General features: G+C 70.6%; 16 protein-coding genes. 6 read left to right on the top strand and 10 right to left on the bottom strand.

Annotated features, from left to right (window positions below; genetic code table 11):
- Positions 1–30: 30 nt before the first annotated feature.
- From ACQP1K_RS15765 to ACQP1K_RS15750, 4 genes are all read right to left on the bottom strand, one after another.
- Entirely contained in the window at positions 31–765 is a 735-nt protein-coding gene (locus tag ACQP1K_RS15765) for a hypothetical protein (protein WP_433496454.1), read from the bottom strand.
- Between the two features lie 103 nt (positions 766–868).
- Complete coding sequence (locus tag ACQP1K_RS15760; RefSeq protein ID WP_433496453.1) at positions 869–2,104, bottom strand: DUF4437 domain-containing protein; 1,236 nt, start codon at positions 2,102–2,104, stop codon at positions 869–871.
- 279 nt (positions 2,105–2,383) lie between these two features.
- A complete protein-coding gene (locus ACQP1K_RS15755; protein ID WP_433496452.1) occupies positions 2,384–3,934 on the bottom strand; it encodes a class I adenylate-forming enzyme family protein in 1,551 nt (516 codons plus the stop codon).
- 58 nt (positions 3,935–3,992) lie between these two features.
- Positions 3,993–4,964: a hypothetical protein gene (locus ACQP1K_RS15750; RefSeq protein WP_433496451.1), complete on the bottom strand. Its 972-nt coding sequence runs from the start codon at positions 4,962–4,964 to the stop codon at positions 3,993–3,995.
- 159 nt (positions 4,965–5,123) lie between these two features.
- Between ACQP1K_RS15750 and ACQP1K_RS15745 the strand changes: the two genes are divergently transcribed.
- On the top strand, positions 5,124–5,573 hold the full coding sequence (locus tag ACQP1K_RS15745; protein WP_433496450.1) for a hypothetical protein: 450 nt from the start codon (positions 5,124–5,126) through the stop codon (positions 5,571–5,573).
- Between the two features lie 130 nt (positions 5,574–5,703).
- On the opposite strand, the gene ACQP1K_RS15740 is transcribed toward ACQP1K_RS15745, so the two are convergent.
- The 6 genes from ACQP1K_RS15740 to ACQP1K_RS15715 form a co-directional block, all read right to left on the bottom strand.
- Positions 5,704–5,982 carry an acyl carrier protein gene (locus ACQP1K_RS15740; protein ID WP_433496449.1) on the bottom strand — a complete coding sequence of 93 codons (279 nt, stop codon included), beginning with the start codon at positions 5,980–5,982 and terminating at the stop codon, positions 5,704–5,706.
- Entirely contained in the window at positions 5,969–7,687 is a 1,719-nt protein-coding gene (locus ACQP1K_RS15735; protein ID WP_433496448.1) for a fatty acyl-AMP ligase, read from the bottom strand. The genes ACQP1K_RS15740 and ACQP1K_RS15735 overlap by 14 nt, the downstream gene beginning before the upstream one ends.
- Positions 7,684–8,058 (bottom strand): hypothetical protein, encoded by a 375-nt coding sequence (locus ACQP1K_RS15730; RefSeq protein ID WP_433496447.1) that lies wholly within the window; start codon positions 8,056–8,058, stop codon positions 7,684–7,686. Before ACQP1K_RS15730 ends, ACQP1K_RS15735 begins: the two co-directional genes overlap by 4 nt.
- Positions 8,059–8,218: 160 nt before the next feature.
- Positions 8,219–10,537 carry a xanthine dehydrogenase family protein molybdopterin-binding subunit gene (locus tag ACQP1K_RS15725; RefSeq protein WP_433496446.1) on the bottom strand — a complete coding sequence of 773 codons (2,319 nt, stop codon included), beginning with the start codon at positions 10,535–10,537 and terminating at the stop codon, positions 8,219–8,221.
- Positions 10,534–10,998, bottom strand: a complete 465-nt coding sequence (locus tag ACQP1K_RS15720; RefSeq protein WP_433496445.1) for a (2Fe-2S)-binding protein — start codon at positions 10,996–10,998, stop codon at positions 10,534–10,536. The genes ACQP1K_RS15725 and ACQP1K_RS15720 overlap by 4 nt, the downstream gene beginning before the upstream one ends.
- Positions 10,995–11,852: an FAD binding domain-containing protein gene (locus ACQP1K_RS15715; protein ID WP_433496444.1), complete on the bottom strand. Its 858-nt coding sequence runs from the start codon at positions 11,850–11,852 to the stop codon at positions 10,995–10,997. The genes ACQP1K_RS15720 and ACQP1K_RS15715 overlap by 4 nt, the downstream gene beginning before the upstream one ends.
- Positions 11,853–12,611: 759 nt before the next feature.
- Between ACQP1K_RS15715 and ACQP1K_RS15710 the strand changes: the two genes are divergently transcribed.
- The 5 genes from ACQP1K_RS15710 (at position 12,612) to ACQP1K_RS15690 (ending at position 19,026) form a co-directional block, all read left to right on the top strand.
- Positions 12,612–13,568 (top strand): carbohydrate ABC transporter permease, encoded by a 957-nt coding sequence (locus ACQP1K_RS15710; protein WP_433496443.1) that lies wholly within the window; start codon positions 12,612–12,614, stop codon positions 13,566–13,568.
- Complete coding sequence (locus ACQP1K_RS15705) at positions 13,565–14,401, top strand: carbohydrate ABC transporter permease (protein ID WP_433496442.1); 837 nt, start codon at positions 13,565–13,567, stop codon at positions 14,399–14,401. Before ACQP1K_RS15710 ends, ACQP1K_RS15705 begins: the two co-directional genes overlap by 4 nt.
- A 25-nt stretch (positions 14,402–14,426) precedes the next feature.
- On the top strand, positions 14,427–15,779 hold the full coding sequence (locus ACQP1K_RS15700; RefSeq protein WP_433496441.1) for an ABC transporter substrate-binding protein: 1,353 nt from the start codon (positions 14,427–14,429) through the stop codon (positions 15,777–15,779).
- Positions 15,780–15,789: 10 nt separating this feature from the next.
- Positions 15,790–16,848: a LacI family DNA-binding transcriptional regulator gene (locus tag ACQP1K_RS15695; RefSeq protein WP_433496440.1), complete on the top strand. Its 1,059-nt coding sequence runs from the start codon at positions 15,790–15,792 to the stop codon at positions 16,846–16,848.
- Between the two features lie 96 nt (positions 16,849–16,944).
- Positions 16,945–19,026 carry an alpha-galactosidase gene (locus ACQP1K_RS15690; protein ID WP_433496439.1) on the top strand — a complete coding sequence of 694 codons (2,082 nt, stop codon included), beginning with the start codon at positions 16,945–16,947 and terminating at the stop codon, positions 19,024–19,026.
- The last annotated feature ends 38 nt before the right edge of the window (positions 19,027–19,064 follow it).

Here is a 19,064-nt window from a genome sequence, read left to right as displayed (position 1 = left end):
GGGGCTCACATTCTCGCCGGGGTGGGGCGATCAGCCGAAGGCGGTGGTGCCGGGCTTGACGACGCCGAGGAACGCCGCCACCAGCACCATCACCCAGATCAGGTAGACGTACGGCAGGCAGCTCCGGATCGACCGGGTGATCGCCTGCTCGACCTCGCGGCTGGAGCCCTCGGTCATGAGCCGGCCGAAGGCCGGGCCGAACGGACGCAGCCGCCAGCGGATCAGCACGCCGCCGAGGATGCACAGGCCGTAGGCCGCCAGCTTTCCGCCCAGCCACCCCGGGTTCGTCTGCACGCCGAAGGGCTCCGTCACAAAGATCATGTAGAGGCCGATGCCGACCAGGGCGGCGACCATGCCGTACCTGACCAGCAGGTCAAGCCGCTGCACCACCCGGCCGAGCGGGGTGGCGCCGCGCGTGTAGTCGTAGATGACCAGGGCCAGCCAGCACAGTGCGCCGACCCAGGCGAGCGCCACCAGCCAGCCGGGGAAGTAGCCCTCGCCGAACGGGCTCAGCGCCATCAGCGTCACGCCACTGGGCAGGAACAGCACGAGGCAGATCCGGGGCGCCATGTCGACGAAGTGCATGATCTTGGCGGCCACCGAGCGTGCCGCCGGCGCGAGATCGGAGCGGAGGATGAACCGGCTGGAGTAGTAGACGCCGATGTCGCTGCCGAGCCAGTAGACGAACAGGATGAGATGGAGAAGGATCGCCAGGCTGTGCGCGTTGAACCCGTGCGTGGGTTCAACGGTCGAGATGAGGGTCATGCGGGGACACTCCGTAGATGAGATCGTGGCCGGGCCCGTCGGGCCCGGCCACATGTCTTCCGTCGATGCGTGGTCGGTCGTGCCGGTCGGCCGGGTGTGACCGCTACATGCCGTCGCCGTCCCAGCGACCGCGGGACCGGCTGCGCACGGGAAGGGTCGACAGGACGGGGGCGGGGATGGGGTCGCCCGGCTTCCAGGCACGGCCCTGCGCCCAGTTGTGCGCGCCCTCGTCGGTGCGCTCGTCGGCGTGCTCGAGCGAGGCGGGGTCGGCGCCCCAGTCGAAGGCCGGCACGTCGTGGTCGTGGTCGTGGTCGTGGCTGTGGTCGTGCCCGTCGCCGTGGCCGCCCTGCAGCCGGGCCGCGTCCAGGGCCTTGGCGATCGCGATCAGGCTCCGGTCGGCGCCCTGCCCGTGCTGCACGTACTCCGCGTCGGGCTCGCCGATGTCGTGCTGGTACCGCCAGGCCGCCGTGAGGTCGGCGATGTCCTTCTCGCTGCGCCAGGTGGGGCCGGAGCCGTGATCGTGCGAGGACTTCGACCAGCGCATGCGGCCGCCGTCCGGCCCGTAGTTGACCGCCTCGCCGCCCCAGCGCAGCCACTCGTTCTGGGTGTACCAGTTCTGCAGCTCGCCGTCGGAGCGCAGCAGCCAGGTGGCGCCGCCCTCCATCGTGGTGAAGTGGCCGTGCTTGATCCGCGCCGGCCGGAAGAAGTACGTGCCGATGTCCAGGGTGCCGAAGTTGTACTCCATGTGGCCCTGGACCGTGTACGCCTCCTCGTAGCAGGGGTGGTGGGCCAGGCGGTGATCGGCCCAGCCCTCCTGGGCGTGCACCAGTCGGGTGTAGAAGCCGGTGACCGGGTCGACGTGCAGATACTTGATGAACAGGCCGGGCATGGGACCGGCGTTGGGCACCGCGTCCCACTGCATCGCCGCGCTGTCGATGACGATGACGTCTTCCCTGGCGTCCGCCCAGCGGGGGTGGGCCAGGGAGTCGACGGGGTCGAAGCCGGCGTCGCCGTACTCGCGGTAGTGCAGGATCCGGGTCCCCTCCGCGAACGTGATCGCGTCGGTCGGCACGCCCTTGGGCGCGTAGACGTACCCGCCCTCGCCGATCGTGCGTCCGCCGTACGTCATCGAGCCTTCGAGCACGTAGTACTCGGAGTTGGCGTGGTGGATGCCGGGGCCGCGGCCCCAGTCGGTGTGGAAGTCGATCCGGAGAGAGGAGGAGCCGTCCTCCTCGTCGACCGACAGGCGCCGCTCGCTGGCCCGGCCGTCACCGTTGATGAGCTCGGCACCGTGCCAGACGTAGTCGTCTTCCTGGATCAGTTCGACATGAGGGCGCACTGTGGTGTCCTTCCGCAGATTCAATGATCCATGTTCCGCAATATGGAACGCTGTTTCTAGTAAATCCGAGCGTAATTGTCTGAGGTTTCAAGGTCAAGGGAGTGTCCGGGTCACGGGAGTGCCCGAATGGGAGCCGTCCGTCGCGAGCGGGGAGCCGGGCGGACGCACCGCAAGGCGGAGGAGGAGGCCGGAGCGGAGCCTCCGGCCGACCGCGGCGACGCGGCGAGGCGCCGCCAGGGCCACGCGCGTCAGGATATGACCGGTCGGACATGATCGAGGTCAGGTGTCGTCGCCGCGAAGCCTCAGGTCGCGCTTGACCACCTTTCCTGCGGCGTTGCGGGGGAGGGCGGCGACCGTCTGCCAGCGTTTCGGCACCTTGTAGCCGGCCAGGTTGGTACGGCAGTGCGCCTCCAGCCGGTCGATGACGCCGTCGTCGGCGGGCACGCCGGCGCGCAGGACGACGTACGCCGTGACCTCCTCGCCCCACGTGTCGGAGGCGACGCCCACCACCGCGGCCTCGGCCACCGCCTCGTGGCCGTGCAGCACGTCCTCGATCTCGCGGGGATAGACGTTCACCCCGCCAGAGATGATCATGTCCTTCTTCCTGTCGACGACGTGGACGTACCCCTCGTCGTCCAGCACGACGATGTCGCCGCAGGTGAGAAAGCCGTCGTCGGTCGTGCACTCGTCGGTGGCCGCCGGATCGTCGTGGTAGCCGTTCATGAGGAAGGGGGAGCGGCTGAACAGCTCGCCGGGCTCGCCCGGCAGGACCGGCTCTCCCGTGGCGCCGACGACCCGCAGCTCGGTCATGTACCAGGCGTGGCCGACCGAGCCGGGTTTGCGATGCTGGTCGGCCGGGCGCAGGTTGGTCACGATGCCCGCCTCGGTGGAGCCGTACAGCTCGTGCACCCCGCAGGCGGGGAACGTCTCCATGACCCACTGCTTGAGCGGCCAGGGCAGTGCCGCGGCGTTGAAGTAGAGCGTGTCGAGGCTCGTCAGATCCCTGGCGCCGAGGACCCCGGGGTCCAGCGCGCGGAGCATCTGCGCGTGCGTCGGCACGAGGAAGGCGGACTGCGCGCGGTCGCGCTCGACCAGGTGCAGCAGTGCCTCTGGGTCCCATTTGCGCAGCATGGTGACCGTGCCCCCGGTGTAGACGGGGGCGTAGCCGAAGGCGAAACCGGCGCCGTGGTACATGGGGGCGACCGCCACCGACACCCGTCCCGTGCCGAGCCCCCACTCGAGGGCGGAGCAGTAGAAGGTCAGCGACCGGCTGCGGTGGCTGATCAGCACGCCCTTGGGCCGCCCCGTCGTGCCGGAGGTGTAGGCGATGCAGAACGGGTCGAGCTCGTCGATGCGCGCGGCCGGATCCACCGCCCGCGCCGCCGCCAGCGCCTCCTCGTACGACCGGCCGGTCTGACCCCCGTCGACGGACAGCGCGATCAGTCCGAGATCCTCGATCGCATCCCCGGCGATCGGGGACAGCGCGTCGTCGAGGACGATCGCGCGTGCGCCGGAGTGCTCGAGGATGAACCGGGCCTCGCTCGCGGTGAGCCGCGGATTGAGCGGCACCATGACGAGGCCCGCCTTGGCGATGCCCGCCGCGGCCTCCGGATATTCCAGCCGGTTGCCCATCAGCACCGCGACGCGCTGCCCGGCGGTGAGGCCACCGGCGAGGAGCGAGCACGCCAGGCGGTTGGAGCGTTCGTCGAGCGCGGCGTAGGTGAGCGACCGATCACCGTCGATCACCGCGGTGGCGCGAGGGGTGGCGCGGGCGAACTCGCGTACGCCGCCCGCGATCGACAGGGGAGCCCCGCCACGGTGGACGGTCATGTCACTTCCTCCACGGGAGATATTTTGTGCTTTGTGGTTACTTTGTCCGGTTAATGCCCTAGTTTCGTGACTGCCAGAGTGTGACGGAGATGCCGTTGGGGGTGTCGGTGCAGGCCACGAGGGCCCGGCCGTGCAGCGGGTCGTCGGTCTCGACGGGTGCGCCGAGCACCCGCCCGCCGGTCCGGCGTACGCTCTCGAGCGCGGCCGCCAGGTCGCGGGTGCGGACCGACCAGCCGCTGTGTCCGAGCGAGCGGGCCGGCCGCTGCGTCGCCCGGCGGTCTACCCGGTGCTCGCCCACGGCCGAGGTGACCTCGATCCGCGCGGTCTTCTCCCCGGCGAGGAACGCCAGCCGCATCTCGGTGCCCGAGGGCAGTCCGGCGACGGTGTCGAAACCGGGGGAGGAGAAGACGACGTCGTACCAGACCGACATGCCCAGGCCGTCCGGCCCCCAGAAGGCGACCTCGGCGTCGGCGTCGGGAACGTGGCAGACCACCGAGGTCAACTCGGTGAACGGCCGATCGGGGTCGACGGCCCACGCCTCGGTGCCGCGCACCGCCGCGGGCTGGACGAAGACCACGACGGTTCCGTCGGGAGCTGGGCACACGCCCTGGGTGACCTGCACCTCCCGCTCGCCCACCGCCACGCCGTACGTCGTGGGCGCGGTGGTCCAGTCCCGGCCCGACCGGCCGTGCTCGGCGTGTGCCGCCTCGATGTCGCGGGCGTACATGTCGATCCCGATCAGCCCGTCGTCGAGGTTGTGCGGCGGCTCTGCGGGCGCGATCGGCTCGGGCACGCGTACGAGATGGATCCGCCCGGTCTCGGCTCCGGCCGCCGCCAGCGCCATCACCTCGACGTCGGCGGGACCCGAGCCCCACAGCGCGTCGGCCGTCGCGGCCGGGACGGTGCCCTCCGCGGCGACCTGGAAGCCGAGGTCGCCGCGGAAGAAGTCCAGGTGGGGGCCGAAATCGGTGACGCCCACCACCGCGGCGGTGACGCCCTCGACCAACGGCTGCCGGTTGTCGTCGCTCACGCCATTCCCTCGCTGCCTGCTGTTATCCGCATTGTGTTCCTATTAACGGAACACTGTTTCAATTCGACTCGGTTCACGCTAGGCTCCCCGCCAGTGGCCTGTCAACGGCCTCTCGCCCGGCCTTGCGACAGCCGGATCACGTATGACCAGGGAGGAATCGTGCGAGCAGCGATCGCCGGAATGCCGATCATCAAGAACCACCTCGGGGAATGGCGGGGGGAGTACGTCCACGTCGACGCCGACGGCGCCGTCGTCGATCGCCACGCTTCGCATCTCTACTGCCGCGTCCCGGAGGACGGGAGCTTCGACATCCTGCAGACCAACACCTACACCTGGGAGGACGGACGGCAGGTCGCGTTCGAGTTCGGCGGCAGGCTCGACGCCGAGGGCGTCTGTCACTTCGACACCGACCGGATCATCGGAGAGATGAGCCAGGTGGACGATCAGACGATCGTGCTCACCTGGTCGTACAAGGACGATGCGAACAACTACCTCTACGAGCTGATCCAGCTGTCGCGCGACGGGCAGCACAAGTGCCGGACCTGGCACTGGATGGACGGCGACCGCCTGGTCAAGCGGACGATCATCAACGAGACCAAGGTCGCGTAGTCACACGCCGGAGCGCCCGTCCGGGCGCCCGGCCGCGGCTCCGTACTGCCGGTCGTCGGCCGCCGGCACGCTCCCTACCTCTTCTCCCGCGTCCGGTCCTCGCGCGGTGCCGCCCACGAGGACCGGCGGTTCACGCCGGGGTCGTGGGCCGTTCCCCGCCCGCGCGGCGCCGGGACAGGAGCCCGGTGAGATGGGCCGCCATGGCGTCGATCGTGGGATGGTCCCAGGCCAGGGTCGGCTCGACCAGCAGGCCGACGGCCTCTTCGATCTCGACGCACAGGCTGAGCGCGTGGACCGAGTCCAGACCGTACGTGCGGAGCCTGACCGTGGGGTCGATCTCGGCGGGTGCCAGCCGAAGGTGGTCGGCCACCCGCTCGGTGAGCCATCGGCGCAGGTCACAGTCGGACATGACCGCTCCAGGGGTGAGAAGGCGCCTCCGCCGGCCGGAGCGGGTGCGCACTGCCGGCCCCCAGCAGAGCGCTCACCGCGGGTTCCAGCTCGGCGTGCAGTGGGGTGAGGCCGCCGCCGAGGAACAGTTCCCTCATATGCCGGCGGCGAAGTTTGCCGCTGGTGGTCTGTCGTACCGCGCCACGGGGCACCAGCAGCAGGCTCAGGGGGATGCCGAACTCCTTCGTCACCAGATCCATGACCCGGTCGGCCGTCTCGCCGAGGGCGGCCGAATGCCCCCTGCGCACCTCCTGGATCAGGATGACGTGTTCCCCGCCGTCCGGCCTGCGCAGGCCGAAGGCGGTGCTCCGCCCGGCGGTGGGGTTGGCCCGCAGAGCCGCCTCCTCCAGATCCTGCGGATAGAGGTTGCGGCCGTTGACGATGACGACGTCCTTGATCCGTCCCGTCACGTAGAGCTGCCCGTCCAGCAGGAATCCCAGATCGCCGGTGCGCAGCCAGCGGCCGTCGCCCGCGTGGAAGGCGGCCAGGGTCTCCTCCGGCCGGCCCCGGTAGCCGAGGGCGACACTCGGGCCCGCCACCCAGATCTCCCCGATTCCGCCGTCGGGAACCGGGCCGGAGCCGTCCGTTTCCATGATCTGCAGATCGAGGCCGGAGACCGGGCCGCACGCGACCAGGGGGACCCCGCCGGGCTCGGGGACCGCCTCGTGCCGTTCCAGTGCGGCGGCGGCGAAGGTGCGTACGGTCGCGCCCTGTCCCTGCGGCGTGCAGGTGACCATCAGGGTGCACTCGGCGAGGCCGTAGCCGGGATTCCACATGGTCGGGCGGAAGCCGGCCGGGGCGAATCTCCGCTCGAAATCGGCGAGCGTGCCCGCGCGGATCGGCTCGGCTCCGCTGAGCGCCATGGTCAAGGTGGCGAGGTTCAGGCCGGTGAGCTGCTCGTCGGTGATCCTGCGTGTGCACCAGGCGTACCCGAAATCCGGGGACACGGTCCAGTCCGCGGCGTACCGGCCGATCAGCTCCAGCCAGCGCACCGGCCGCGCGACGAACGCGGCCGGCGACATGAAGACCAGGTCGGCGCCCGCGTGCAGCGCCTGCAGCTGGAGGCCGACCAGGCCCATGTCGTGGTAGTGGGGCAGCCAGCCGGCCAGCCGGCGCACCGGTCGCCCCCTGGTCAGGGCGCGGAACAGCCCCAAATTGTGGAGCAGGTTGCCGTGTGAGACCTCGACCCCGCGCGGCTCGCTCGTCGAGCCCGAGGTGTACTGCAGGTAGGCGACGGTGCCGGCGGCCAGAGCCGGCGGGGTCCAGCCGTCCGGATCGGCGCAGGGGCCGACGACGCGAGCCGATATGCCGGACAGCGTGGACGCGTGTGCCGCATCGGTGAGGACCAGCCGGGCGCCGGCGTCCCGCATCAGCGCCCGGACGCGGTTCGAGTGGGGCGCGCCGGCGTCCGGCAGGGGCGCGGGGATCGCCGGTACCCGGGCGTAGAGGCAGCCGAGGAAGGCGACGGTGAATTCGAGCCCGGCGGGATAGAGCAGCGGCACCGGCCGGTCGGTCAGGCCGTGCTCGGTGAGCCACACGGCGGTGGCGCGGGCGCGCCGGTCCAGTTCGGTGAAGGTGAGCCGGGTCGGTGTGCCGTCGTCCCGCACGAAGACCAGCTCCCGGTCGTCGCTGAGGTTGCTCCGTATGTGCGTGACGAGATCGGTCATTCGGGCAACCCTTCGCGGACGTACCAGGAGACCAGCCGGTCGAGGACGGCGGAGGTGACGGCGGGCGGGGCGGTCGCCTCCTGCCACGCGAAGTCGTAGTGATGCCGGAAATAGGTCGAGGTGTACTGCGCCCGCATGTTGAGCACGGCCTCGAACCGGTTGAAGGGCCTGTCCCCGATCTTCTCGGGTGTGGCCGGGACCAGTTCGATCGGCAGCCGGGCGTTGATCACGTCGAACAGGTCGCGGACCGGCACGGTGACCCCGTTCACCACATGGCGGATCGGGGACTCCCGGTCCCGGACGGTGAGCGAGAGCAGCCGGGAGACCGTGGTGTCGATGGGGGTCAGATGGAGGTTGGCCTGCCGCGGCAACTGGCTGTTCGGCCCGCTCCCGTCGCCGAACTGAGTCGCAGGCGACGCCGTCCCGCCGGGTCTGACCGCGGGACGGCGGTCGCGGATGCGTCTCGCAGGTCACGGTGCGGCCGGCAGGTCCACCCCCGTGCGCGTCCGGCCACGGCCCCGGGCGGTACGCCTAGCGCGCGAGACCGGCGTCCGACAGCAGCGCGTGGATCCTCGTGGGGGTGAGCGGGACCTCCAGGACGGCGTGCGCGATCTCCGGCACGGCATCGGCCACCGCGTTGCCGATCGCGACCGTGGACGGGATCGTCCCGCCTTCGCCCAGGCCCTTCATCCCGAGGGGGGTGACGGAGCTGGGCGTGTGCATGTGCTCGATCACCACGTCCGGCACGTCCCCGGAGACGGGGAGCGGGTAGTCCGGCAGCGTGGTGGTGCGTGGCACGCCGCCGGGCGAGTACACCACCTGCTCCAGCAGCGCGGCGCCGAGGCCCTGCGTGATGCCGCCCATGATCTGCCCGTCCGCCAGTTTCGGGTTGACGATCACCCCCGAGTCGTGGACGACCCAGTACCGCTCGGCCCGCACCAGCGCGGTGTCCAGGTCGACCGTCACCTGCACGACATGCGCGGCGGGCGCGAAAGTCGGGTTGGGCGGATCGTAGACGTCGGTCTCCTCCAGCACCGGTGACTCGCCCTTGGGCAGGTTCCAGCCCATCCAGGCGTCGCGGGCCAGCTCCCGCAGCGTCACCTCGCCGTCGTCGGCACGGAAGACCGCCCCGTCGAAGCGCACGTCCGCGGGCCGGCGGTCGAGGCGTTCGGCGGCGATCCGGATCAACCGTTCCCGCATGCGGGCGGCGGCCCGGAAGACCGGTGTGCCGCCCACGATGAGCCCTCGGCTGGCCGCGGCTCCGAGCAGCGAGACCGGGACGGTGGCTGAGTCGCCCACCTTCACGGTGATCGCGGACATCGGCATGCCGAGCCCTTCCGCCGCGAGTTGGGTGAGCCCGGTGACGGTGCCCTGGCCGACGTCGGAGATGCCGGAGAACACGGTCACCCCGCCGTCGGGCTCGACGCGGACCCGGGCCTCCTCCCACCCGTTGTACTCGGCCGGCAGCATCTGCAGCAGCCCGCTCGGCCCGAGCCCGGTGAACTCGACGTTCATCGCGACGCCCACGCCGCGCCGTACCCGGCCGGAGCGGGAGCGTACCGCGCCGGCGGACAGCGACAGCGCACGGCGCAGCGTCCGGGGATAGTCGCCGGTGTCGTACCGCAGGTGCAGGCGGGTGGTGTAGGGCATCTCCCCGGCGGTCACCAGGTTGCGCAGCCGCAGCTCGCCGGGGTCAAGGCCCAGTTCGCGGGCGGCCTCGTCGATGAGCCGCTCCCGGATCCAGGCCGCCTCGTTCTGCCCGTACGCACGGTAGGCGGCGGTGGGGGTGGCGTTGGTGAGCACGGCGACGAGCCGCGCTCCCACCGCCCGAAAGCGGTACGGCCCCGGCAGCATCAGCGCGGTCACCTGGAACGGCCCGGTGCCCACGGTGGAGGGGAAGGCGCCGACGTCACCCAGGATGTCGGCGTGCAGCGCGAGGAAGCCCCCGTCGGCGTCGAGCGCCAGCCGCGCCCGGTAGACCCCGCCGCGTCCGTGTTTGGTCGCGGTGAAGTGCTCGGTCCTGTCCTCGATCCACTTCACCGGCCGGCGCAGCAGCATGGCGGCGAGGCAGACGATCGCCTCGTCCTGGTAGAGATGGTCCTTCGAGCCGAAGGAGCCGCCCAGCCGCGGCTGGATCACCCTGATCCGGTGCAGTGGGAGGCGCAGGACCCGGGCGAGGTGCCAGCGGGTCATGTGCGGATTCTGGGTGGAGGCCCACATGGTCAGCTCGCCGGAACCGTGCTCGAAGGCGGCCAGCACGCCACGTGTCTCCATGGCGCTGGGCGCGGCGCGCGGGACCTCCAGGCGCCGCTCGACCACGTGGGCCGCCCCGGCGACGATCCGGTCGATCTCCTCACGGGGGTCGCCGTAGTCGACGTCGGCCAGCACGTTGCCGCCCAGCTCCGGGTAGAGCAGGGGGGCCGGCGGCGCGACGGCGGCCTCTACGCCGGTCACCGCGGGCAGTTTCGCGTAGTCGACCCGCACCAGGCCGGCCCCGTCCTCGGCGAGCGCGCGACCGGTGGCGACGACGATGCCGACGGGCTGTCCGGCGTGCCGCACCACGGTGTCCGCGATCGGCACCGAAACGATCTTCTGTCCGGAGATCAGCCAGGTGCACAGCTGCGCTTCGGTGTGCCGGGCGATCTCCTCCGGGCCGAACACCGCGACGACCCCGTCCAGCGCGAGCGCCGCCGAGGCGTCGAAGCCGGTGATCCTCGCGTGCGCGACGGGGGCGCGCAGCACGGTCGCGTGCAGCATCCCGGCCAGTTGCAGATCGTCGACGTACCGCGCGTTCCCGGTCAGCAGGACGTGGTCGGTCACCCGGCTCACCGGCGCGCCGATGAGGCTCACGGCAGCACCTGCCTGATCGCGGCACGGATGCCCCGATAGCCGGTGCACCGGCAGATGTGGCCGCCGAGCACCTCGGCGATGGTCTCCTCGGCGTCGAGACCGTCGCGCTGGGCCGCGGTGACGCTCATGAGGATGCCCGGTGTGCAGAAACCGCACTGCAGGCCGTGCTGGTCGCTCATCGCCCGCTGGAGGGAGGTGAGGGACTCCGGGGTGGCCTCGCCGCCGGACAGCGACTCGACGGTCTCCACCTCGTGCCCCTCGGCCTGCACGGCGAGCATCAGGCACGAGCGGACCGGCCGCCCGTCGAGCAGGATCGTGCACGAGCCGCAGACGCCCTGCTCGCAGGAGACGTGCGTGCCGGTGAGCCGGAGATCGTGGCGGATGAGATCGCTCAGCAGCGTCCGATCCTCCGCCTCGACGTCATGGGCCGTGCCGTTGACGACGATCTTGATTCTTCTCATGCCGCGGCTCCTTCCAGCAGGCGCTCGACGAGGGCGCGGAGCAGGGACACGCGGTACGCGCCGCCGCCGCGCAGATCGTCCGGTGGTTCGAGGCCGTGCCCCGCCCTGTCGGCGGCGGCCCGCCGTACGGCCGGGTCGCCGAGGTCGGCGCCGGTCAGGCCGCGCTCCAGGCGCCGCAGGCGCACCGGGCGGTCCGCCACTCCGGAGGCCGCGGCCCTGGCCTCGGCGACCCGGCCGCGGGCGCCCGTGCGCACCCCGAGCACCACGGAGACGACGGGCAGGCCGCCCTCGCGTCTGGCCACCTCGTCCATCAGGAACCGGAGGCCGCCGCCGATCGGGAACTCGACCGAGGTGAGCAGTTCGTCGGGGCGGCGAGAGGTCCGGAAGGGCGACAGGAAGAAGTCGCCGGCGGGCACCCGGCGCGACCCGCGCACCGACTCCAGGCGCACCCGGCCGCCGGTCGCGAGGAGCACGGCGGGCAGTTCGGCCGAGGGGTCGGCGTGGCTGATGCTGCCGCCGAGGGTGGTCCTGTTGCGTATCTGCGGATGCGCGACGTGCCGAATCGCCGCCGGCAGGACGGGCAGGACTTCGGCGAGGCCCTCGTGCCGTTCCAGATCGGCGAGCCGTGCGGTAGCGCCGATCCTGACGACGGCGCTGCCGATCTCGACGTGGTCGAGGCCGGCCACCCGGTTGACGTCGACGACGACGCCGGGCCGGGCCAGGCGCAGGTTCATCAGCGGGATCAGGCTCTGACCGCCGGCCAGCACGGCGGCGTCGCCGCCGTGCTCGGCGAGCAGGCCGAGGGCCTCGGAGACGGTCGGGGGATCGTGATAGGTGAATGGCGCGGGTTTCATGCCGATTCCCGGGGAGAGGAAATCTCATCTGGAGATAAAGCGGACGTTAACCAGGGATGTGTCCGAGATGCCAGAGGATGAGGGCCAATTACCCCCTGACGGTGACATGGGAGTAACGCCGATGACACGCACCGTGGTCGGCCGTCTCTCGTGGCATCATCGCCCGGCGGCTCTCGCGGACGGCCCGATCCCTTCCGCCGTCTCCGTTCGTGCTGGGCCGCGGACGAGCCGCGCCGCCGAGATCAGGGCATCGCGTCGACGCCGCCGGTCTTCCGTACGTGCGTCGCGCGAGTGCCGGGACCGTCGATCACGATGCGCACCTCGTCTCCGGGCGGCGGAGTCGGGTCCGCTCGGGGACGAGGCGGGGCCCGGCGGCCGGGATCACCCGCCGGGGTGGCGGCCGGCCGTATGGCCGGAAACCCCTCGATCGGGTCGTGTCCGGGAGGCGGGCGCGGCGTCCCGCCGTGGTGGGAGGGCTTCCCCGCGTGGTCGGGGCCACGACGGGCGGCTCCGAGCGGATGCCGGGGAAAGGTGAGCGATAACTCATCACGGTTTAAGGCCGTTTGCCCGTCTTTGACCAGCTCGGCGAGGGTCGCCGGGGCGGCTGTGTTTCGGTTTGGCGACGACCGTTGACCTTCGTGGTGTTATCGGTAACACTTCCGATACGCAACCGCGGAGGTGCCGCCGGGATCCGCGTGACCCGCCTCCGACCCGCGGGTCATCGCTTCGCCGTCTCCGTCACCGCTTAGGAGTAGGAATGTGAGCACTGATATCACAGTCAGTCACTCGCCGAGGGCGCCTGCCGGTCGACCGTCGCGACGCCGGCGGTCGGATCTCCCCCGGAGGATCCGAGGGATCGCCGAGGCCTACATCCTGCTGGCCCCGAGCCTGATCGGGTTCGTCGTCTTCCTGGTCGCACCGATCTTCGGGGTGATGGCGCTCAGCCTCTTCGACTGGAACCTGATGGGCGCTCCGGCGTTCGTCGGCCTCGGCAACTACCGGGAGCTGGCCGCCGACGCCGAGGCCTGGCGATCCGTGTGGAACACCATCTACTTCGTGCTGCTCAACATCCCCGCGCAGACCGTGCTCGCCCTGCTGCTCGCGATCGCGCTCAACCGCCGGATGCGCGGCGGCAAGGTCCTGCGGGTGCTGTACGTACTGCCCTGGATGGCGATGCCGGTGGCGCTCGGCATCATCTGGTCCTGGGTCTTCGACCCGAAGTACGGCGCGGTCAACCAGCTGCTCGGCGGGATCGGGATCGACGGCCCCCAGTGGCTGTCGGATCCGGCCTGGGCGATGCCCGTACTGGCCTCGGTGAACATCTGGCAGTACACCGGCTACACGATGCTGATCCTGCTGGCCGGGCTCCAGGCGATCCCCCAGCAGATCAACGAGGCGGCGGAACTCGACGGCGCCGGGCCGGTCGAGCGGTTCTTCAGGGTCACCCTGCCGCTGCTGCGGCCGTCGATGTTCTTCGTGCTCGTCACCAACACGATCGGATCGTTCCAGATGTTCGACACCGTCTTCGTGATGACGCAGGGCGGGCCGGGCGGGGCGACCGACACCATGAACTTCCACATCTACCAGCAGGCGTTCCAGCTCTTCCGGACCGGATACGCCTCGGCGCTCGCGATGGTGCTGTTCGGGCTGATCCTGCTGGTGACCCTCGGACAGTTCTTCTATTTCCGCAAGCGGACCGTCTACGACTTCTCATGATGTCCAGCAACCTGAAGGCCCCGATGAAGAGGATCGCGCTGTATCTGGTGCTGCTGGCGGGGGCGGCGATCTCGCTGGCGCCGTACCTGATGACGTTGAACTCGGCGCTGAAGTCGCCGAAGGACGTGCTCACCACCCAGGCATGGGCCCCCGCCGATCCGGTCACCTTCCAGAACTTCGCCGAAGTCTGGTCCGAGTACGACATGTCAGGCTTCCTGCTGCACACCGTGGTGTACGCGGGCCTGGTGACGCTCGGACAGCTCGTCTTCAGCACGATGGCCGCGTACGCCTTCGGCCGGCTGGAGTTCCCGGGCCGGGACGCGCTGTTCTGGGGTTACCTGGCCACGATGATGGTGCCGCAGATCGTCACACTGGTCCCGCTCTTCCTGATCATGCGGGAGTTCGGGATGATCGACACCTATCTGGGACTGATCCTGCCGACCGCGTTCGGCACGCCGTACGGAATCTTCCTGGTCCGGCAGTATTTCCGTACCATCCCCCGCGACCTGGAGTCGGCCGCGCGGATCGACGGGGCGAGCACCTGGGCGGTGCTGCTCAGGATCATATTGCCGCTCAGCAGGCCGATCCTGGCCACCCTCGCCACCGTCACCTTCATTCAGACCTGGAACATGCTGCTCTGGCCCTTGATCATCACCAACAGCGACTACACGAGGGTCGTCACCCTCGGGATCTCGGCGCTGAAGGGTCAGTACACCTCGCAGTACCACATCGTGCTGGCCGCCGCCGCGCTCGCGCTGCTGCCGCTGATCGCGGTGTTCCTGCTGTTCCAGCGCCATATCGTCCGGTCGATCGCCCTTACCGGACTCAAGTGATATCCCGAGAGACAGGGCATTTCACATGAAAAGAATCAGAACAATACTCGCGACGGCCATCGCCCTCACCCTCGCCGCGGCCTGCAGCTCCGGCACGGATGATTCCGGCTCGGCGTCGGACTCCGGGGCCGGCGGCACCGTCACCCTCCGCTACGCGATGTGGGACGAGGTGCAGAAGCCGCCGATCGAGAAGTCGCTGGCCGAGTTCACCAAACTCCATCCCGACATCAAGGTGACGATCGAGCTCAACAACTGGAACGACTACTGGAGCAAGCTGCAGACCCAGATCGCCGGGCGGACGGCGCCGGACGTCTTCTGGGACCACGTCGCCTACTTCCCCCAGTTCAGTCAGCAGGGAGTGCTCACCGACATCGGGCCGCGCGTCCAGGCCGACAAGATCGACATGTCGATCTACGACCCCAAGCTCGTCGAGGGCTGGCAGGTGGAGGGGAAGACGTACGGCCTGCCCAAGGACTGGGACACCATCGCCCTCGTCTACAGCACGGCGGCGCTGAAGGAGGCCGGCCTGACCCCGGCCGACCTGGAGGGTCTCACCTGGAACCCGGACGACGGCGGCACCTTCGTCGAGGTGCTGCGCAAGCTGACCGTCGACGAGAGCGGCAAGCACCCCGGCGAGGCCGGGTTCGACGAGAAGAAGATCAAGCGGTACGGCATCGCCATGCAGGCCCCGACCGGACAGCAGGACTGGTGGAACTTCGCCCTGCAGAACGGCTGCCGGCTCCAGGACCAGCCATGGGGCAAATGGACCATCGACCAGCCCGCCTGTGTCGAGGCCATCCAGTTCGTCCAGGACCTGCGGCTGAAGTATCACGTCGCGGTCCCGGCCGCGGTCACCAACCCGCCCAACGGCCCCAGCCTCGACCAGGTGGTCGGCCGGGGTGACGCCGCGACCGCCATGGACGGAAGCTGGATGCTGCGGGCGTACAACACCGCGCTGCCGGACGGCGGCTTCGGCGTCGCCGACCTGCCGGCCGGGCCGGCCGGCAAGGGCAGCGTCTACAACGGCCTGTCCGAGGCGATCTACGCGGGGACCGAGCACCCGGAGGAGGCGTGGGAGCTGGTGAAGTGGCTGGCCTCCCCGGACTCTCAGAAGATCGTCGCCGAGGCCGGCTCGGTCTGGCCGGGAATTCCGAGCCTGAACGACGTCTTCGTCCAGGCGTGGCAGGCCAAGGGCGTCGACGTCACCGGCTTCAAGAAGGCCGCCGAGGGCACGACCATGGGCTATCCCCTCACGCCGTCGTCGGCCACCTACAACGTGAAGGCGCTCGAGATCTTCAACCAGGTGTGGCTCGGCCAGATGTCGGCCCAGGACGCCGCCACGAAGATCAATAGCGAGTCCAACAACGCGATCAAGTAAGCTCGAACACATGGGGGTTACCGGTCACATGCAAGGTCAGGATGATCCGTCGGGCCGAGTACGGTCCGCGAGCATCTGGGACGTCGCCCGTGTGGCCGGTGTCTCCCAGCAGACCGTCTCACGCGTCATCAACGGCAAGGCCAAGGTGAGCGGGGCGACTCGCGCCAAGGTCCTCGACGCGATCGCCGAGCTGGGCTACCGGCCCAACCGGCTCGCCCAGGCCCTCGCCGGCGGCCCGGTCCGCTCGGTCACCGTGCTGACATCCGACACCGCCCTGTACGGTGCGGCGGCCACGCTGCGCGGGATGGAGGAGGCGGCCAGGGGAGCGGGCTTCTCGGTCGGGATCAGCGTGCTCGACAGCGATTCGGGCATGACCGACGTGGTGAGCCGGCTCAACCGCCCGGGAGAGGCGGTCATGGTGATCGCCTTCGACGGTCCCGGGCTCCGGGCCCTGCACGCCCTGCCCGCCGACGTGGCCGTGACCGCCGCGGTCGAGCATCATCCCGAGTCGGCGGGAGACCGCCGGTGGCAGGTGTGGCTCGACGACCGTGCCGCGGCCGCGCAGGCCACCCGATATCTCCTCAGCCTCGGCCACCGGACCGTCCACTACCTCGCCATTCCCTCCTCCACCAGCACGATCGGCCAGCGCACCCAGGGCTGGCTGGACGCGCTGGAGGGCGCGGGCAGGCCGGCCCCCGAACCGCTGCAGGGCGGCTGGAGCCCGCGCTCCGGTTACATGGCGAGCCGCGGTCTGCTGGAGGACCGGTCGGTGACCGCCGTTCTGTGCGGCAACGACGACCTCGCCCTCGGGGTCATGCGCGCCGCGCGGGAGGCGGGGCGGGACATCCCCGGTGACCTCAGCGTGATCGGCTTCGACGACTCGCCCGCCTCGGCGTACCTCAACCCCTCCCTCACCACCGTCCGCCTGGACTTCGAAGGGCTCGGCAGGGCCTGTTTCAGCCTGCTGCACCGGAAGCTGGAACCGGAGGCGGCCGCGCCGGTCCCGGTGTGGGACGAGCCCGCACTCATCCTGAGAGAGAGCAGCGGCCCGCTGTCGCGAAACGCGTGACCTCTTGAGTGACTTCCTTTCCTGATTGTCCGCTTCGAGCGCGATCAGGCCGCGTCGACGTGTCCGCGTAGCCTGCCGCATCCCTGAAAGGTCGCAATGATCGTCCATGACTCCTCGCGCCGGCTGTGGGTCCTGTCCGGGCCGGCGTCCTCCTATGTTCTGCACCTGGACGCGGAGGACCGGCTGCACGCCCTTCACTGGGGGCCGCGGTTGACCCTGGAGCAGGCCTGCACACTGCTGGATCGGCCGAGACCCGCCCACCGGGGATTCGAGGACCCCGCCGACGGTGTCCTCGACCTGTCCGCCGCCGGGGCGATGCGGTTCGGGGTCGCCGGGCTCCAGGTGCGCTTCGCCGACGGCACCCGTGACCTGGAGCTGGTCTTCACGGGCGAGAGCCGTACCGGCGACGGGCTCGTCCTGGAGTTCGCCGACCGGCACTATCCGCTGACCGTGGCGTGCCACTACCGCCGATACGGCGACAGCGACGTGATCGAGCGCCACCTGGTGCTGCGGAACGGCGGAGATCCGATCACCGTGGTTCGCGCGGACTCGGCCACGTGGGTGCTGCCGCGGTCGGCCGGATACCGGCTCAGCGGCGTGCGCGGGCAGTGGAGCGCGGAGACCCGGCTGCACCGGGCCGAGCTTCCGTACGGGGAGACCGTGCTGACCAGCCGCCGCGGGGTCACCGGCCACCAGGCCAACCCCTGGGCGATGATCGACGACGGCGGCGCCACCGAGGACCACGGGGCGGTCTACTCCTGCGCGCTGGCCTGGAGCGGCAGCTGGCGGCTGACCGTGCAGCGGCTGCCCACCGAGCGGGTGACGATGTCGGCCGGCTTCGGCCACGACCCGGTGACCTGGGAGCTGGGCACCGGCGAAGAGCTGGTCACCCCGGTCTGCGCCGGGCTCTACCGTGAGGGCGGGTTCGGCGCGACCAGCCGGGCCTGGCACGACTACCAGCTCCGGTACGTGCTGCCGCACCCGGGCGAGACTCGGCCGGTGCTCTACAACTCCTGGGAGGCCACGGGCTTCGACGTCTCGCTGGACGGGCAGATCCGGCTCGCCGAGCTGGCCGCGCGGGTGGGCGCGGAACTGTTCGTGACGGACGACGGCTGGTTCGGCGCCCGCACCCACGACGCCGCCGGGCTCGGTGACTGGTACCCCAACCCGCGGCGCTTCCCGGACGGGCTGACGCCGTTGATCGAGCGGGTGCACGAGCTGGGCATGCGGTTCGGCCTGTGGGTGGAGCCCGAGATGGTCAACCCCGACAGCGACCTCTACCGCGCCCACCCCGACTGGGTGATCCACCGGCCGCACCGGCGCCGCACCCCGCACCGCAACCAGCTCGTGCTGAACCTGAGCAGGCCCGAGGTGGCCGACTGGCTGTACCGCACTCTGGACGAGTTGCTCGCCAAGAACGACATCGACTTCCTGAAGTGGGACATGAACCGCCCCTTCACCGAGGCCGGCCCGGACGAACGGCTGTGGCTCGACCACGTCCGGACCCTGTACGACGTGCTCGACCGGCTGCGGGCGGCCCACCCCCGTGTGCGCATCGAGTCGTGCAGCAGCGGCGGCGGCCGGGTCGACCTCGGCATCCTGCGGCGTACCGACCAGGTGTGGACCTCGGACAACACCGACGCGCTCGACCGGCTGGAGATCCAGCACGGCTTCTCCCAGGTCTACCCGGCCCGCGTGATGGGCGCCTGGGTCACCGACAGCCCCAACCCCTACACGGGGCGGGAGATCCCGCTCGACTTCCGCTTCCGCGTCGCGATGGCCGGGGTGCTCGCCATCGGGGGCGCGCTGACCGACTGGAGCGAAGCGGAGCTGGCACGGGCAGCGGAACTGGTCGCCGAATACAAGCGGATCCGCCCGCTGGTCCAGCACGGCCTGCAGTACCGCCTGCTGCCGCCGGACGGCGAGCTGTCGGCCGTGCAGTATCTCGCCCCGGACGGCGGGCAGCTCGCGGTCCTCGTCTTCCGGCGCGCCCGCCGGTTCGGCCACGCCGACGCCGGTATCCCGCTGCGCGGCCTGGACGCCCAGGCCCGCTACCGCGACCAGGCCACCGGCCGGATCCATCACGGCGCGGTCCTGCTCACCCACGGCCTGTTCGCGGACCTGGCTCCCGGCGACTACGCCGGCGCCCTGGTCCACCTGGTCCGCGAAGAGGCCTGACGAGACGTGTGCGGCCGCCGGCGTCCAGGGCACCGGCG

It is taken from the genome of Sphaerimonospora sp. CA-214678 (assembly GCF_050942215.1).
In the GTDB taxonomy this organism is placed as follows: Bacteria; Actinomycetota; Actinomycetes; order Streptosporangiales; family Streptosporangiaceae; genus Sphaerimonospora.
The sequence above is the reverse complement of the archived record's forward strand: the minus strand, read 5'-3'. Positions and strand labels throughout refer to the sequence as shown.